The sequence below is a fragment of the Oceanobacillus kapialis genome (assembly GCF_044790185.1).
GTDB classification, from domain to species: Bacteria; Bacillota; Bacilli; order Bacillales; family Amphibacillaceae; genus Oceanobacillus_B; species Oceanobacillus_B kapialis.
Window position 1 is genome coordinate 3,588,362 of sequence record NZ_CP085256.1, and the last position, 16,169, is coordinate 3,604,530.

A 16,169-nucleotide genomic window follows, 5' to 3' on the forward strand; every position below is an offset into this window, starting at 1 on the left:
TTAAAGTAACATTACATTAAACCAATTACGTGGAAAACAATACCTAGAACGAACAATCCAAGGATCATAACAATTGGAGAAACTTTCTTTCTAAGTAACCACATACAAAGAAGGGTTAACGCCAATCCAGCTAAACCAGGAATTAAGCTATCTAAGTTGTCTTGTAATGTTGTAACTTGATATTCACTTAATGATCGCCCAGCGGCCTGCTGTTCGAGTGCCGTTTTAATCCCCTCTGCCCCAGATGGTAGGTTTTCCCAATCAATATAAGCACCATCATCGAGTTGAATTTCCGAGACGGTTGGCGTGAACGATACAGCTACCCACCTATTAACTAAGGCACCGAGTATAAACATACCGAGTATCGAGGCGCCCTTCGTAATATCTTGAAGCAATCCGCCAGATAGGTCATCCGTAATTTTCGAACCAGCCTTATAGCCAAGTTCTTGTGAATACCACATGAAGCCCATACGAATAAGATTCCATAAAACAAAGTAAAGAATTGGACCAAGGATATTACCGCTCATTGCAAGAGAAGCCGCTAATGCACCAAGGATCGGTTTAACCGTGAACCAGAACAATGGATCTCCAATACCAGCCAATGGTCCCATCATACCGACTTTAACACCTTGAATTGCCTTGTCGTCAACAGGGGCACCATTTGCCCTTTCTTCTTCAAGCGCCAACGTTACACCAATAATTGGTGAAGCTACATACGGGTGTGTATTAAAAAACTCTAAATGACGTTGCAAGGCAGCAGAACGGTCTTCTTTTGTTTGATATAAACGTTTGATTGCCGGAATCATAGAGAAGGCCCAACCACCGTTTTGCATCCGCTCATAGTTCCAAGAACCTTGCAAGAACATGGAACGGAACCAAATAGCTATACGATCTCTTTTAGTTAATTTCAATTGTTTTTCCATTTTTATAACCTCCTTCTTTTAGTAGTTATCAATAATGTCACCTAACGGATCGCCAGTGTTGCCGCCTCCGCCATTACCAGATCCACCTTGTTTTGATAATGTAATATAGACTAGGGCAAGTGCTACACCGATGGCACCTAAACCTAAAAGGGTCAGAGATGGGATTGTTGCAATTACGAAACCAATTGCCAAGAATGGCCATACTTCTTTCGTTGCCATCATGTTAATAACCATTGCAAAACCAACAGCTACAACCATTCCACCACCAACTGCTATACCGTCTGTAAGCCAAGTCGGCATCGATTCAAGAAGATCTCTCACCGGACCTGCGCCAATTGCTACAATCAATGCAGCAGGAATAGCAATACGCAAACCTTGCATAATGATCGCGATAATATGCCACATTTGAACCTTTGTGAAGTTCCCTTCTTTCGCCGCAGCATCCATAAAATGCACAAACGCTGTTGCAATCGTTCGAACAATAATTGTTAATAATAGACCTGCTACTGCAAGTGGTACAGCAATTGCGATTGCTGAAGATACACCTGCTTCACCTTGGCCACCCAAAACTAAAATAATGGCTGATGCTACGGATGCCAATGCCGCATCAGGTGCTACAGCAGCCCCGATGTTTGCCCAACCTAGAGCAATCAATTGAAGTGTACCGCCTAAGACTAAGCATGGTATTAATTCTCCTGTAACTAAACCAATTAACGTACAAGCAATAATTGGCTGATGGAAATGGAATTCATCTAGGATACCTTCCACACCAGCTAAAAATGCCACGATAACTATTAATATAATCTGAATAATAGTCAATTCCATGTTATATCCTCCTTTTCACCTAATCCTTATTTCTGTTTATCTAACTCCGCCTGTGCTCTTCTAAGAATGTCATCCATGTTGCCATATTGATCAGCTGGAACTTTGCGTACATCGAAGTCCACACCAAACTCTTTTAACTTGCGGAACGTATCGATATCATTTTGGTCAAAAGCTAACACCTTATTCGGCTGTACTTTACCAGTTGAGTGGGACATTGAACCAACGTTAATCGTGTCTAATGGAACTCCGCCTTCTACCGCTCGAAGCACATCCTGTGGGTTTTCGAAAAGCAGTAACGCGCGCTGACCGCCAAAGTGCTGATCATCTTTTGCAAGCTCGATCATTTTCTTGATAGGAACAACGTGTGCCTTCACCCCAGAAGGAGCAGCCTGCTGGATTAATTTTTTACGAAGTTCATCCTTCGAAACCACATCTGATACAACGATGATACGTGTTGGCTGTGTATTTCTTGTCCAACCAGTTGCTACCTGCCCATGAAGTAAACGTGTATCAATACGTGCTAACACGTATTCGAATTTACCTGGTTTGCCTCTACTTGCTGATCCAGCAGCTTCGGCAGGTGCTTCTGTTTCTGGCTCTAATTCTTCAGGTTTTACTTTAACTGCTTCTTTCGCTGTCCCTAAGATATGTGCAGCAATTTCATGTGCCGTTTCCATGGACATACGTGATGCATACGCTTCAATCAGCATGGCCAAATTCAAGCCAGAAACGATGGCCCATTTGTCGTGTCCTTCCATCAAGCCGCTCGCCTGATTGAAAGGAGTTCCGCCCCAAAGATCGACCAAGAATAATACTTCATCTTGATTGTCGAATGAGGAGATTGCTTTTTCCATTTTTGTCTTTACGTCATTAGGTCCTTCACTCGGCATCAACGTAACAGCGGCTACGTTTTCTTGCTCTCCAAAGATCATAGATCCAGATTGCAAGATGCCATCCGCAAATTCACCATGCGTAGCAATAATAATTCCTACCATCTTCTAACCTCCTACTAGTATTAGTTTTTTCATACTTCAGTCCAATGGATAACTCCTAAAGTAGTATTCTCTCTAAAGCGTTTACAGATTCAGCAAAAAGAATGAAAAAAGGCATGAGTAAAAAGCAGATTAAAGGAAGGCAGACCTGTAGTGGGACCATTATTCTTCGTTTTAATCAATACTTTTCACTCATGCCTGATCGAATCAGTAACACGTAAAAAATAAGTACTATATATTCAATTTTGCAAACGCTTAATACAAACTTTATAGCTTGTGAAGCATTTTGATTACTTTAATGAGTTTATCCAAAATCAGTATACCACTCCATTTTACCCATTTCAAGATGGAAGTTGATATTTTTGGTTTAGTAACTGCAACAAAAACTCCTTTTAATTACCTAAACAACATGCCCTTTCGATAATTCACTTCGTCTACTCAAACGACTACTTATTAAACTTACCTTTAAACCCTCGTTTAATAACATCAAAGAAGCCTAATGATTGAACTAAGCGATCTTCATCTACATATTCTCGAATAGTACGCAACACCTTCTTCGGATCTTTAGATGAAAAGATAAAAGTCCCATTCTGCTTCGTTTGAATGGCGTAGCGCGGGATCCATTTCCCTTTAAAGAGAACGGAAGCGATGACGTATTCAATTTCTTCCCAAGGAATTTGAATATACTTTCTGGCATCACGATTATTGTAGAACTCAAAACCTTTATCACCAAGCATGATTTTGCCATAATCAGAGGCTCTTATATGGGAGGTTGCATTAATCACTAAATCAACTTTGGTGTTGATAGATTGAACCATTTGATCTACCCCATTTCTTTCTATTACTAAAAATTATTATACACGTTTTAGAGGTTTAAGCAAAAGGTGCTTGGATTGTAGGATTATTTTTCAATATTGAAATACTTGGATTAGACCTGAAAACTATATTTTAGTACATTCACCCAAAGCAGCAATTGCTCATAAGCTATAAGAGACTTGCAAAACAGTCAATTATCATGCACAAAGGACGTGACTCCTTGAGAAACTATTATTATGTAACGGCGAATACAGCGGAGGGATTTTTAAACTTATTATCCTCCAATATAGAAGGCCTCGAGCAAATAATAAGTTTAAAACACCCTTCTCAAAAGGTAAAAGCTACAATTTTAAAAGGCTTAATACAAAAATATGAACCAACTGATGAATTGGAAATATTAAAAAGTGCGTTAGGTGAGGATTATCTGGATGGGATTATCATTCGCGAAAAAGGTATCGCCTTTTTAAATAATTCCATTGTCTTGGATGATATGAACGGGGTAACTGAACTGGATTTAAGCCATTTTACACAAAACAGTCCGGTAAATATGAATCAAAAAGAATTATTCAAGCATCACACAGAAAAGGCACATAAAAATCTCGAAACAGGGCTGCGCATTCATGATGACCTGGAAGAGATCTACATTAACGAAATGAATTTCGAGAAAGCGGATGAAATTACCGCTCGTTTTATTCAAGACAGATTACAAGGACAACCAAAGGTAGACCGAGATGCCCATGAGTACCACCGCCTTTTTGGGACGACAACCGTGGATGGCCCTGTTAACGTCATTCCGCATATTACAGAAAAGCTTTCTCGCGCTTTTTATGTAAAAGGACGTGCCGGAACAGGCAAGTCAACATTCATGAAAAAAGTAGCGAGTGCATGTACGGCACATGGTCACGACACAGAGATTTATCATTGCAGCTTCGATCCAAATAGCATTGATATGGTATTGGTGCCAAGTTTGAAGTTCTGCCTCTTTGACAGCACCGACCCCCATGAATTCTTTCCAACCAAGGAAAACGAAGAAGTGATTGATTTATACGAAGGTGCCGTCACACCGGGCACAGACGAAAGATATGCAGATGAGATTAACAAAGTAAACGACCACTACAAATCCTATATGAAAAAAGGCGTGGCAGAGCTGAAAAAGGCCGGGGAGTACTTGGAAGCATTGGAGCAGCAGTACTCTTGTACGGAACAAGAACAGAAAAAAATGCTTGAATATATTGAACAACAAGCTCGAGCTTAACATAGTATCTATTCCTATATTAAAAAATGGGGCTGAGACAAAAGTTCTCTCAACATATGAAAACCCGAACTATCTTGCAAATCCGCTAATAAAGGTTTGCCTAGTTCGGATTTTCTTATTTTAGCGTAGGCAGAACGCGGAGACTCCTACGGGAACAGCACGAGTCCGAAGACCCCGCAGTGGTGCCTTTCCCACGAGGAGGCTGAGGCCGTGCCCGTGGAAAGCGGAGTGTTCTGCCGAAGCGGTGCTAAAGCATATTATTCGTATTTAAGCATAGATGATTTAGTTAAGTCTCAGCCTCATTTTTTTGATTAAATACCTATAGAATTCACTTCATTTTGAGGCGGCTTTTAAAATTAATCAGGTGTTTACAGTTTCTTTCTTAATTAGTTCATAATACAAAGCTAAAGTGGTTTGAACCAATAAAATTACGAGCAATGAAAAGTACATGTTATAGCCATGTTGATACTGGATTACTCCCATATATTCGGACAATTTCTCCATGGATAAACTGATTATAACCCAACCTAAAATATAAAAGATAAAGCGCTTCTTATTAATATTTAACACTTTATAAAAATAAATAAAAAAGTAACTGAAAATCGGGAACTGAAAATAGGTTAATAAATCTGTAAACTCATAGCCGTTTGCATCATTAATTTTATAAAAATCAAGCATTCCTCCGCCAATCGTAAAATCAACTAACATGGATGTAGCAACGCCCCACGCTACTAACAAAACAGTAAAATCAAGGGGGAGTTTCTTAGGTAAAACAAACATAGCTGTATATCCCAAAAGCAATAAAACTATCGTATATATCTCGTTCTTATCAAAAGCTTCCCATAACATCATCTAATCTCTTGAGCCTCCTCTAATTTTATTGAACAAGGTGTAAGAAATAAGTCCAATAAGATTTAAGCAAAGAAGGTAAATCGCTTCTAACCAAAAGGCCCATTCTTTGAATTCTACTATGTTTAATTGGACTGACATAAAACTAATCATGAGCAAAATAAGTACGGAAGAAATTAGGACAATTCCTTTCCTGATATATGAACGAGCTTTTATAAAGAGGTTTACCTGTAACATGATAAGCACAGGTTTAAGTATGCTACGATCCAACAAGTATGCTGTGTACGGTACCCATTTTTCTTTCAACGTTATTAATTTTAATTCATCATTTAAAATCCATGAAAAATTTATACTTACGATAAGGATGACCAAAAAGATAAAGGTGTTCGTTACAATAGATAGCTCTTTAGTTATGATTGTGAATAGTGCTATTGCTAGCCAGGATAGGAAAAAGAATATAGCAAGCTCCATAAGACCTCCGTATTTGCTTTTCTTTTTAGTATGGCTGGTAGAGGGGCAATTATTCTCCGTAATAAATTTATTCCAGGTTTTAAAGGTGGTATCCCAACTAAAAATTACTACTTGCTAAATCACATAATACCTAGTAAACTATTCAAAGCGCCTGATTACAATAAATTTTAATAAACCTGTATAACCTCAGAATATGGCTTGAGGGTCTCTACCAGGAACCTTAAAATCCTGATTACAGAAAATGAATTGTTCATTTTTTGTAATCAGGATTTTTTATTTAATTTGGAAAGGACGTAAGAAAAACATGAATTTAAAAGTTTTTATCCTCGCATTATCTACAGTAGCTGTGGGACTTGTTGAATTAGTCGTTGGTGGAATACTTCCAACCATCGCTAATGATTTAGATATTTCTTTAAGTTCTGCTGGACAGCTCATCACGGTCTTTGCGCTTATTTACGCTGTTTCTGGTCCTGTATTACTAGTCTTAACGAGCAAAATGGAGCGGAAAAAGTTATACCTTATCTCGCTGTCTATTTTCTTTATTGGAAATATCATGACCTATTTCAGCGCGAGCTTTACCTTTATGATGGTCGCAAGGGTGATCACCGCGATGAGCACAGCACTTATCGTTGTGCTGTCCCTAACCATCGCATCCAAAGTTGTGGCACCGGCTCACCGAGCGAAGGCTCTGGGGCTCGTTTATATGGGCATTAGTTCGTCACTTGTCATGGGAGTGCCACTGGGAATTTTAATTTCCGATGCATTCGGCTGGCGCGTCATTTTTCTTGGGATTGCTGTACTATCGGTAGGCTCCTTTGTGCTTATCTCTATCTTTTTGGAGCGTTTTCCTGGCGAAAAGACGATCCCACTTTCCCAGCAGTTAAAGGCTGTAAGCAGCTTAAAGATTGGTAGTGCACATCTTGCAACCATGTTTATGCTGGCAGGGCATTACACACTGTATGCCTACTTTACGCCATTTTTAGAAACAGAACTTCATTTAAATTCCAGCTGGCTTAGCATATGTTATTTATTATTCGGGATTGCAGCCGTAAGTGGCGGGGCCTTTGGAGGATTTCTTTCCGATTCAATCGGAGCTCCCAAAAGCATTATTGCGGTAATTGTTTCCTTTGCTGTCGTGCTATTCATCTTACCATTTACGACGTTTTCACTTATTGTGTTCTTACCAGTTATGATGATTTGGGCTGCATTAAGCTGGAGTTTGGCTCCACCACAGCAAAGCTATTTGATTCAAACAGATCCTGCTACATCGGATATTCAGCAAAGCTTTAATAATTCAGCATTACAAATTGGGATTTCACTTGGGTCAGGGTTTGGTGGCATCGTGTTAAATCAGACCGGAAATGTTTCCAGTACAGCTTGGTTTGGCGGCGTGATTGTCATTATTTCCTTCGTTTGTGGGGTCGTTTCTTTAACAACAAAAGCGCATGGCGCTCGTTTAAGGAAGGACAACTTTGAACTAAGTACAGAGAAAGGGTATTAAAAAGGCTCACAATTTTATATGATATGCTTTCTAAAATAAAAACCTAAACCTGCAGGGAGAGTTCCAGGCAGGTGCAGGTTTTGCTATTTCGGGCTCACTAACTTATCAGGCAGTTGATATAACCTCAATAATTTTTCACTAATTTTTTCAATATCCTTTTCATGCGCTAACTCGTAGCCCTTTTCCGTTAAATCGGGCACTTGATTCTCCACGATGTTTGCAATTTTCTCCTTAAACGAAGGCAATTCCTTTGCTTTGTAGACGTGGACATTTTCCTCGAGCCACTGTTCATAAATCGGGATATCACGGACTAAAACAGGGACCTTTGCTGCTAATGCTTCAAGCAGGACAATTCCTTCCGTTTCTTCATGTGTTAAGAAAAGGAATAAGTCACTTCCGCAGTATGCATCACGGAGCTCCTCCCGGCTAATAAAGCCTGGAAAGTGAAGGTTCGGAACATCCTGCTTCATCGCGCGTTTAATCTTCGCTGGCACAAGATTCATACTCGTATGGCCAAACCAATAAAACTGGTAGGAAGGTAGCTGTTTCGCTAACTCAATAAAATCATCAATCCCTTTTCTCTCCATAAAGTGCCCGACAGAAATGATTACTTTTTCCTTATCGTCTATTTGATATTTTTCCCGGAATCTGTTTCTTGCTTCCGCATTTCGTTGGAAAAACTTCGTGTCGATCCCATTGGATAGACTGTATACAGGTCGTTTTAAACCATATGTATCTAAAATGGATTTCGAGTATTCGGTTGGCGTGATAATCAGATTTCCCCTGTTATAGCAAAACGTGATCCACTTTTTAAATAGTGGTGCGATGAGATTGGAGCCAATAAACGAATTTCGGAAATCTTCCATTGTCGAATGTGCATAATAGACAACTTTCTTCCCTTGTCGCTTAGCCTTCCAGCTCATGAAAAGGGAATTCGGGAAAATAGTATTTAAATGAACGATATCATATGCCTCGTTATGATTCATGGTGTGGGGAATATTTAAATATTCCAATGCTTTCTTCTGATGGCGGATCGCTTGCCCAATCCCACTTTTATTAATTAGCTTTAGTGAACCTGCGTACAGCAATACTTTCACAGTTTTTCCTCCCTATAACGTAAAACAATCTAACTTAAGCAAAAACAGAAATCACATGACGGAAAATCCACTCGAGTCCTAAACTGTAGATGACAATGGGTAATACTTTCCCAATAAAAATAATAGTGGAGAATTTACTTAATGACATTTTCGTCGTTCCGGCCACATAACACAAAAAATCATCTGGTGCAGCTGGAGAAAATATCATTAAAGCAAAAAAAAGGTCAAATCTTCGGTGACCGACCCAGCGGTGATACTTTTCCCGTGTTTTTGGCTTGAATAAGAAATCAATAACCGCATTCCCATATCTCTTAGCTATTAAAAAAACAATGATGGACCCTATGCAAATACCGATATAATTATAAATAAACCCCATTACAGGCCCGAAAATCAGTACACCACCAAGCAAGCTAATCCCCCCGGGTAAGATAGGGATAACCACTTGCACAACCTGCAGGAAAACAAACAATACAGCTGCCCATATACCAAACGGACTAAGAAACTCTTCTAACGCTTCTTTTGAATAAAAAATTCCACTTTTAATTCCATAAATTAAAAACAGAATACAACCAATTAAACCAATGGCTGTAATCATGTTCCATACTATTTTAAAATCTCTTTGTTTCTTTGAGGAGGTCATTGATTTATCCCGCTATTGTTTACATAAAAAACATTCTCAGTTGGATGAAATAATTCAATGGCATCATAGTAGACAGATTCTAGACTCTTAGCAAAAGCAGTGGAAGAATAGTTTTCATAGGCCTTCTTCTTGGCGTGGATGGATAGGTATCTATATTCCTCCTGATCGCAAAGCATCTTCTCCAGGTGACGTTCAAACTCCTCAAAGGTTTCAAACAGCCCTCCATTTGTTCCATCCACTATAACGTTTGTTAAGCATGGGTCCTTCCTGCATAATGCAGGCAATCCGCTCGCCAATGCTTCAATGTATGTTAAGCCTTGTGTTTCACTATTTGACGCACTTACAAATATGTCTGCTGCTTGATAATAAGGCGGGAGCTCCTTGGGATCTACCATGCCTGTAAAGATTACGTTATCTTCTATATTTAGCTTTCTTGCGTATTCCTCGAGCGCCTGGCGATGTGGACCATCACCGACAATAAGCAAGGACATATCCTCAAGTTTCACACGAGAAAAGTTGGATAACACTTCTTCCAGATTTTTTTCTTTTGCTAATCGGCCGACAAATATTAAAACACGATTCTTTTCTGGTATATTTAATTGATTCCGCACATCTTTTCTTGCCTGCATGGCATTACCTTGTTTATAGCTGGATAAGTCAATTCCTGTTGGGATGACTTTAATTGGTCGTTTCACCCCATAACCCTGTAATAGCGTACTGACCTTTTCAGTTGGTGCAATCACAGTGGTAGCGTGTTTAAGAACTTTTTTAGAGAAAAAGGCTACCATTGCCTTCCCCCAGCTTTGTTTAGGGGAAAAGTAATGTGTGTAATCTTCATAAACGGTATGATATGTATGGATAATTGGAACATGAAGCGATTTTGCTAAATGTTTGGCTAAACGGAAAGTGCTGAACTCACATTGTGAATGAATAACATCTGGACGCCATTCCATTAGCTCTTTAAGATACTTACATTTCTTAGATATCGTTACACGAGCACCTGGATAAATTTTCCCAACCCCTAAGGAACTGATATATGTAACATCCTGTTCGATGTATGATTTTATTTCGTTTGATAAGGTAAGAACGCGGACTTCATGACCAAACTTCTCTAACTCTCTCTTCAAGTTCACGATAGAAGTCACGACACCATTAATTACAGGAGAATACACGTCCGTTGTAATTAAGATTTTCATATATAATCCCCCAGTTTTAACTTCTGAATACTCTCTATATATAACAGCCTCTAAATAGTATAATAGAAAATTTTTAACTCTACACTAAAGTTATATAAAGATTAAGTAAAAACATCCTATATGATCCTTTTTAGCAGGCTTGCGCTATATAGATTACAATAAAGTGATATGTCTTAGCCGCATCATTAATGTCGATTACCGAAATAAAACCTTCCTATATTAATAACGCATTCCCACAAAAATACAATCCCACACATAATTTGGGAAAAGTTCACTTTTTATTAACCTATTTGTCTACGTCTCTAGTTGTTTTCCTTACTTCTATTCTTATATTTTTCGCACCTTACGTCAAGTCTCCGCTGGTTTTTTCTATCCTTTATAGTACATACTACCATGAACGGAAGCCTCAAAGGGAAAACCACTCCTTATTTTAGGTGGTTCATCATATTGAAAAAGCGGCCATTACTTGCCTAACACCCAAAAACACTGCCTCCCCCAATACAAGGGAAAGGCAGTGCTCATGATGTTGTTCGTATTTATGCTACATTCGTATCATCTGTTTTTTTGCCCGCTTTTGATTTAGAACCAAGGATAAATGGAATTGCCAGTAAAATGATAACTAACGCAAATACAATCCAGTTAGAGTTGACGAAATTAATCAGATTACCAAGCACGATTCCCACAACCCCAAAGTCGGCATCGCCAAAGGTTGTGCCTTGGAATCCTAGTGTACCTAAAACTGGAAGTAACAAGGCAGGCAGGAAGCTGATCAGCACCCCGTTGGCCATCGCACCGATAACAGCACCTCTTCGGCCACCTGTTGCATTACCAAATACCCCGGCCGCTGCACCTGTGAAGAAGTGAGGGACCAATCCAGGAACGATAACCTTCAATCCTAGTAAAGGCAAGAGGAGCATGCTCACTAAACCAGCGATAAAACTCATTAAGAAACCAATGATAACCGCGTTTGCAGCGAAAGGAAAAATCGCTGGTGCGTCAAGCGCTGGTTTCGCATTTGGCACAACTTTATCTGCAATTCCTTTAAACGCTGGCACGATTTCGCCAAGAAGCATACGTACACCAGCTAAAATGATGTAAACACCAGCTGCAAAGGTTAAACCTTGCATAAAGGCGAAGACAAGGAAGTTTTGCCCTCCACTCAATTCACCTTCCACAAAAGCCGGACCAGCCGCAGCTGCAACGACGAAGAATAAGATGACCATCGTTAAGGATACGGAAACGGATGTGTCACGAAGGAAGCCAAGTGATTTTGGAACTTTGATTTCCTCTGTCGATTTAGATCCCTTTCCAACGCTTTTTCCAACAAGTCCAGCTACCACATACCCGATGGAGCCAAAGTGACCGATGGCAAAATCATCAGAACCCGTAACTTTTCGTGTGAAAGGTTGAACCATCGCCGGAGATAGAACCATTAATCCTCCTAGAATGATAGAACCGAAGATAATCATTGTAGCTCCAGAGAAGCCTCCAGTTGTTAAAATAACAGAAATCAAACATGCCATGAACATCGTATGGTGCCCAGTCAAAAAGATATATTTAAAAGGACCAAATCGTGCAAGGATAATATTAACAACCATACCGAATAACATGATCATTGCCGTTTCTGTACCGAAGCTTTCCTGTGCCAGTGCTACAATTGCTTCGTTGTTCGGGATAACACCCTCCACAGCAAATGCTTCATCAAACATGCTGCTGAATTGCCCCAAGGACTGTGTAAGCACATCCGCCCCGGCCCCGAGAATAACGAAGCCCATGACGGTTTTTAATGTACCGGATACCACATCCCCGGAGTTTTTACGCTGCATAAGGAGTCCGACTAGAGCGAATAAACCAACAAGAATGGCAGGTGTACCTAGAATATCGTTCATTATTAAATCTACCATGTATAACGCCCCCTTCTAAAACTTAGATATTTTGTTCGAGTGCTTCACGAAGCTCATTTTTATCCATTAAGTTTTTTAATTTCACAACGTTTTTGGATCCATCTTCCAAGCTGCCTACAATATCCTCTGAACCTAGGAAAAGATCAGCCTGTTCTGTTTTAGCTGTGGTTAGATCTGTGTGGGAAACCTCTGCCTCTTTGCCCATATCCTTCAATGCTGCTTTCACGTTCATTTCGACGATCATGCTGCTTCCTAATCCATTTCCGCATACTACTAATATTTTTATCATGATAAATTCCTCCTTAGATGTGGTTACACTTCTATTTTTTGATTAATTAATTCGATAACCTCTTTACGATCATTGGCTGCAATCAGCTGGTCGATGTTCGCATCAGTTGATAACAGCTCTGTTAGCTGAGCCAATGCCGTTAAATGTGTTTGATTGTCGATCGCCGCAAGTACGATGATGAGCTGTGCTCGGTGTTTTTCTTGCTCTGAGAAATAAACCGGCTCTTTCAATTGCAGAAAGCTCATCCCTAGCCGCTCCACACCAGCTTCCGTTCGTGCATGTGGAATCGCGATTCGAGGAGCGATCACAATGTATGGTCCAAGCTCCTTTACATTGTCAATCATTGCCTGAACATACTCAGGGCGAATCGATTGTTGGTCGATCAGAGGCTGTGCCGTCACACGGATGGCTTCCTCCCAATCCGATACAGAGTCTTGTAATTGTATGGTTTCTTCTGTTAGTAATTCATTGAGCATAGGCTTCTTGTGCTCCTTTGTTTGCGGGTTATTTTGCTCCAAAAGGGATGTCAGCTCTTTTTTCAATTCAGCTTTTTGATGAATGGTCGCATAGCGTTCAATCACATCCATAACGTGATCCGCAGCATCTCTTTTGGGTGGTGCAGCTTCAAACAGCTCGTTCATGCGCTGAATGACACGCTCTTTTTCCATATTTGTTAAAATTGCAGGCACATGGATGACAGGGATGTCTTTTGGCTTCACATAGTTGGTGGAAAAGATAACGTCTGCCTCATGATGCCCCTTCTGAAATTCTCTCATCGACAAGGTTGTCGTCACATTCAGTCCTGCAATCAGGTTCTCCAGCTGGGTGCGCAGCATGTTGGAAGTACCAATCCCGTTTTCACAAACGATAATGGCGTTTAGCTTTGTTTCCACTTGCTTCTTCTCTTTCGTCAACCAACCGCCAAAGTGCAAGGTGATATACGCGACTTCCTCATCCGGAATAGGTTTGCCAACGTAAATTTCCAAGTGCCTCATAACCCGTTTTGTTAAGTGAAAAATGTCAGGGTATGTTTCCTGAATGGTGTTGGCAAGGTCATTGGCAATTTTCACGCCATATTTCAAACGGTAAAAGGTCGGTTTAATATGAGAGATTAGATTTTCTTCAAGTCCAGGCTTATCATCAAACACGACACAGGCATATACTTGGAAATCCGTAATCATCTCCTGCACAACTTCCTTCAGCCCTGATAGCTCCTGTGCAGAGTACCGGCTAAAATCATCATGCTGGACTTTAGAACCTAATAGATTCATTGTAATAAAACTAACTTCATCCTCAGGAAAGGTGATGCCCCATGCATTTCCCAGCTTGTTGGTAATGATGGATGCAGCTTGATACGCTTTTGTTTGCTTGAGCACCTGCTTTTCTGCTGGCTGGATGAAAATATAGTTCTGCAACTCAATTCGCTTCATAATCATTAAGATTTGCAAGGAAAGGACTTCCACCATTTCGTCTGTCAGCGTCAATCCTAGTTCGGTTTCCGCTTCAAAAAGGAGAGCTTTAACAGATCGACGCTGATCCGTTTCCTGTGACCAGGTATCAGCTTCAGGCTGAATCATTCTGTGAACCTGGTTTCTAACATTCTTCCAGTCTGGTTGTGAGAATATGGTTGCCAGAATGTTAGAAAGGACCGTTCGCTTCGCATCCTCAGAACCCCTTAATCGATAGCCGGCCCCTTTTTGATATAACAGCTGCAGGTCATCCTCCTGGAATTCCCGCTTCATTTTTTTCAACGCTTTGGAAATGGTGCCACGGCTCAGCTTCGTCAGTTCCATAAAGCTTTGCATGGATGCATCTTGTTCTTCTAATAAAATCTTCCCTTTAATGAGTACTTCGCGTTCTTCCTTCGATAATTGATACTGCCACTCATCGAAGCTTTCCTCTTTCTCCACCCATAGCTTTGATTTAGAAGAGGGTGGTAAAAATAAACCCTGCCCATGTTTGCTTTCGACAGACTCTAGGTTTTGCGTCTCCAGCCAGTGGTTAATCTGGTCTAAATCGTAATAAATGGTACGTTGCGATACATTCATCTTGGCAACGAGTTCATTTATTGCAATAGGCTTATTCGATTGTTGAATGATGGATAATAAGTGTGCACGTCTTTTATCCAGTACCATGGGGATCCCCCTTGCTCTGAGTTTCATGGTGATTCTCGCGGGTGACGTCTAGCTACAGCGGCGCTTCCGCTTTTGTTATATATGTTTGCAATTTTATACATTAGCTAATGGTGATGATCATCTTAGGTTTATTATACAACGCTTATTAGGCTATTGTAAGGGATTTCAGTGTGCATTGTTTGTATGGGTTAAATTTGCAAGATTGAACAGTTGGATGGGATGGGAGGAGAATTCCACTTGGAAAATAAGAAGAAGTTGGCCCTGGAGGCGGGAAAGTTAACAAGACACGTGTAGTAAAATTGGAGCTGGGGATAGACTTCTACCGACACAGGAGAAAGGACATAATTGAAAAAAACAAACCACCTAATACGCTGTCAAACACGTAATAGGTGGTTCTTTTTATAAGGGTTAGCCTAATTGCTTACATCCTCATTCGTTAATTCAATTAAGTACGCTGATAGTTGCTTAATTCTAACATCAGGCGAGTTGTCAAAGGTGTAGATATCACAAAATGCATACAGCTTTTCTCCAGCATCCTCACCTGTGAATTTCATCGTCCCTTCGATGACCGCATTGTTCCCTTGTACAATAATACTTTTAATTGTATTCTCCTCGGCTGCCATCCCACGCATGGACTCAAGCATATTACTAGCTGTTTCTCTTCCTCCTATTACGGAATCTCCCACAAAGTTCCATTGAACATCTTCCGTTAGATTTTCCACGATGTAATCTGTGTTACCTGTCACGAATGCCTCGTTTAATCTCTTTGCTTTGTCCTCAAAAACAGATTCATGTTTTAAATCAGAGCCAAAGTAGACCTTAATTTCACTTATTTTCCCGTCCCTAAACAAAAAATGTTCCATATTTTGGAAAGATGCATTGGATTTTAATAGACATTCATAACGTATGACCACTTCATCTCCATCTGTAACAAGATTTTGGATATGATATTCCTGGATATCTTTACAACTTGGCCAGCACCTTTCAAAGTAGGTCTCACGATTAATGTTGTCATCGACCGGGCTATTAAACGTGAAATCATGGCTTAACAATTCCTCTAGAGATTCCCTTTCCTTTGTTTCATACGCTTTAAAATAATTTCGCACAAGCTCTGATAGGTTGAATTGACTCATTTGTTTATCCCTCCAATAGTTTATACGGATAGGCTCCAACTATTTGATTAGCAAAAGCCGTGTTTTCCATATTCTAGCACGGCGGGTATTTTAATATTTCTTAAAAATTGCTAACGTAACTGACTGAACAAAAGCGCAAGCGC

15 protein-coding genes and 1 riboswitch are annotated in these 16,169 nt (G+C 40.1%); of the genes, 2 read left to right on the forward strand and 13 right to left on the reverse strand.

The features are described 5' to 3' along the window. Nucleotides 1-11: 11 nt before the first annotated feature. From LG273_RS18470 to LG273_RS18485, 4 genes are all read right to left on the reverse strand, one after another. Nucleotides 12-923, reverse strand: coding sequence for a PTS system mannose/fructose/sorbose family transporter subunit IID (locus LG273_RS18470; RefSeq protein WP_404456571.1), 912 nt, complete (start codon nucleotides 921-923; stop codon nucleotides 12-14). Between the two features lie 18 nt (nucleotides 924-941). Beyond that, nucleotides 942-1,748, reverse strand: coding sequence for a PTS mannose/fructose/sorbose transporter subunit IIC (locus tag LG273_RS18475; RefSeq protein WP_404456573.1), 807 nt, complete (start codon nucleotides 1,746-1,748; stop codon nucleotides 942-944). 26 nt (nucleotides 1,749-1,774) lie between these two features. Further along, nucleotides 1,775-2,743, reverse strand: a complete 969-nt coding sequence (locus LG273_RS18480) for a mannose/fructose/sorbose PTS transporter subunit IIA (protein ID WP_404456575.1) — start codon at nucleotides 2,741-2,743, stop codon at nucleotides 1,775-1,777. Between the two features lie 443 nt (nucleotides 2,744-3,186). After that, entirely contained in the window at nucleotides 3,187-3,558 is a 372-nt protein-coding gene (locus LG273_RS18485; protein ID WP_404456576.1) for a DUF956 family protein, read from the reverse strand. 218 nt (nucleotides 3,559-3,776) lie between these two features. Between LG273_RS18485 and LG273_RS18490 the strand changes: the two genes are divergently transcribed. After that, the gene (locus LG273_RS18490; protein ID WP_404456578.1) at nucleotides 3,777-4,811 is read left to right on the forward strand and encodes a hypothetical protein; all 1,035 of its coding nucleotides are present in this window, start codon (nucleotides 3,777-3,779) and stop codon (nucleotides 4,809-4,811) included. Between the two features lie 360 nt (nucleotides 4,812-5,171). Here LG273_RS18490 and LG273_RS18495 read toward each other — a convergent pair whose 3' ends face one another. Both LG273_RS18495 and LG273_RS18500 read right to left on the reverse strand, forming a co-directional pair. Further along, nucleotides 5,172-5,663 carry a hypothetical protein gene (locus LG273_RS18495; RefSeq protein ID WP_404456580.1) on the reverse strand — a complete coding sequence of 164 codons (492 nt, stop codon included), beginning with the start codon at nucleotides 5,661-5,663 and terminating at the stop codon, nucleotides 5,172-5,174. Next, entirely contained in the window at nucleotides 5,664-5,966 is a 303-nt protein-coding gene (locus tag LG273_RS18500) for a hypothetical protein (RefSeq protein ID WP_404456581.1), read from the reverse strand. 321 nt (nucleotides 5,967-6,287) lie between these two features. Then, a riboswitch (purine riboswitch) is annotated at nucleotides 6,288-6,386 on the forward strand. A 49-nt stretch (nucleotides 6,387-6,435) separates the two neighbouring features. Here LG273_RS18500 and LG273_RS18505 point away from each other — a divergent pair. Then, nucleotides 6,436-7,632 (forward strand): MFS transporter, encoded by a 1,197-nt coding sequence (locus LG273_RS18505; protein ID WP_404456583.1) that lies wholly within the window; start codon nucleotides 6,436-6,438, stop codon nucleotides 7,630-7,632. 83 nt (nucleotides 7,633-7,715) lie between these two features. Here the strand turns inward: LG273_RS18505 and LG273_RS18510 are convergent, their stop codons facing one another. From LG273_RS18510 to LG273_RS18540, 7 genes are all read right to left on the reverse strand, one after another. Continuing rightward, nucleotides 7,716-8,729, reverse strand: coding sequence for a glycosyltransferase (locus tag LG273_RS18510; RefSeq protein ID WP_404456585.1), 1,014 nt, complete (start codon nucleotides 8,727-8,729; stop codon nucleotides 7,716-7,718). Between the two features lie 34 nt (nucleotides 8,730-8,763). Then, nucleotides 8,764-9,324 (reverse strand): TVP38/TMEM64 family protein, encoded by a 561-nt coding sequence (locus tag LG273_RS18515; protein WP_404456587.1) that lies wholly within the window; start codon nucleotides 9,322-9,324, stop codon nucleotides 8,764-8,766. 41 nt (nucleotides 9,325-9,365) lie between these two features. After that, nucleotides 9,366-10,565: a glycosyltransferase family 4 protein gene (locus LG273_RS18520; protein WP_404456589.1), complete on the reverse strand. Its 1,200-nt coding sequence runs from the start codon at nucleotides 10,563-10,565 to the stop codon at nucleotides 9,366-9,368. A gap of 536 nt (nucleotides 10,566-11,101) precedes the next feature. Beyond that, the gene (locus LG273_RS18525) at nucleotides 11,102-12,469 is read right to left on the reverse strand and encodes a PTS ascorbate transporter subunit IIC (RefSeq protein ID WP_404456590.1); all 1,368 of its coding nucleotides are present in this window, start codon (nucleotides 12,467-12,469) and stop codon (nucleotides 11,102-11,104) included. A 22-nt stretch (nucleotides 12,470-12,491) separates the two neighbouring features. After that, nucleotides 12,492-12,758 carry a PTS sugar transporter subunit IIB gene (locus tag LG273_RS18530; RefSeq protein WP_404456592.1) on the reverse strand — a complete coding sequence of 89 codons (267 nt, stop codon included), beginning with the start codon at nucleotides 12,756-12,758 and terminating at the stop codon, nucleotides 12,492-12,494. 23 nt (nucleotides 12,759-12,781) lie between these two features. Next, nucleotides 12,782-14,893: a BglG family transcription antiterminator gene (locus tag LG273_RS18535; protein ID WP_404456594.1), complete on the reverse strand. Its 2,112-nt coding sequence runs from the start codon at nucleotides 14,891-14,893 to the stop codon at nucleotides 12,782-12,784. A gap of 413 nt (nucleotides 14,894-15,306) precedes the next feature. Then, nucleotides 15,307-16,026 carry a nuclear transport factor 2 family protein gene (locus LG273_RS18540; protein WP_404456596.1) on the reverse strand — a complete coding sequence of 240 codons (720 nt, stop codon included), beginning with the start codon at nucleotides 16,024-16,026 and terminating at the stop codon, nucleotides 15,307-15,309. Between the last annotated feature and the right edge of the window lie 143 nt (nucleotides 16,027-16,169).

Coding starts and splice junctions, on each gene's coding strand:
- LG273_RS18505 (WP_404456583.1), top strand. CDS start 6,436: ATGAATTTAAAAGTTTTTATCCTCGCATTATCTACAGTAGCTGTGGGA.
- LG273_RS18475 (WP_404456573.1), bottom strand. CDS start 1,748: ATGGAATTGACTATTATTCAGATTATATTAATAGTTATCGTGGCATTT.
- LG273_RS18525 (WP_404456590.1), bottom strand. CDS start 12,469: ATGGTAGATTTAATAATGAACGATATTCTAGGTACACCTGCCATTCTT.
- LG273_RS18520 (WP_404456589.1), bottom strand. CDS start 10,565: ATGAAAATCTTAATTACAACGGACGTGTATTCTCCTGTAATTAATGGT.
- LG273_RS18540 (WP_404456596.1), bottom strand. CDS start 16,026: ATGAGTCAATTCAACCTATCAGAGCTTGTGCGAAATTATTTTAAAGCG.
- LG273_RS18485 (WP_404456576.1), bottom strand. CDS start 3,558: ATGGTTCAATCTATCAACACCAAAGTTGATTTAGTGATTAATGCAACC.
- LG273_RS18495 (WP_404456580.1), bottom strand. CDS start 5,663: ATGATGTTATGGGAAGCTTTTGATAAGAACGAGATATATACGATAGTT.
- LG273_RS18535 (WP_404456594.1), bottom strand. CDS start 14,893: ATGGTACTGGATAAAAGACGTGCACACTTATTATCCATCATTCAACAA.
- LG273_RS18530 (WP_404456592.1), bottom strand. CDS start 12,758: ATGATAAAAATATTAGTAGTATGCGGAAATGGATTAGGAAGCAGCATG.
- LG273_RS18480 (WP_404456575.1), bottom strand. CDS start 2,743: ATGGTAGGAATTATTATTGCTACGCATGGTGAATTTGCGGATGGCATC.
- LG273_RS18470 (WP_404456571.1), bottom strand. CDS start 923: ATGGAAAAACAATTGAAATTAACTAAAAGAGATCGTATAGCTATTTGG.
- LG273_RS18515 (WP_404456587.1), bottom strand. CDS start 9,324: ATGATTACAGCCATTGGTTTAATTGGTTGTATTCTGTTTTTAATTTAT.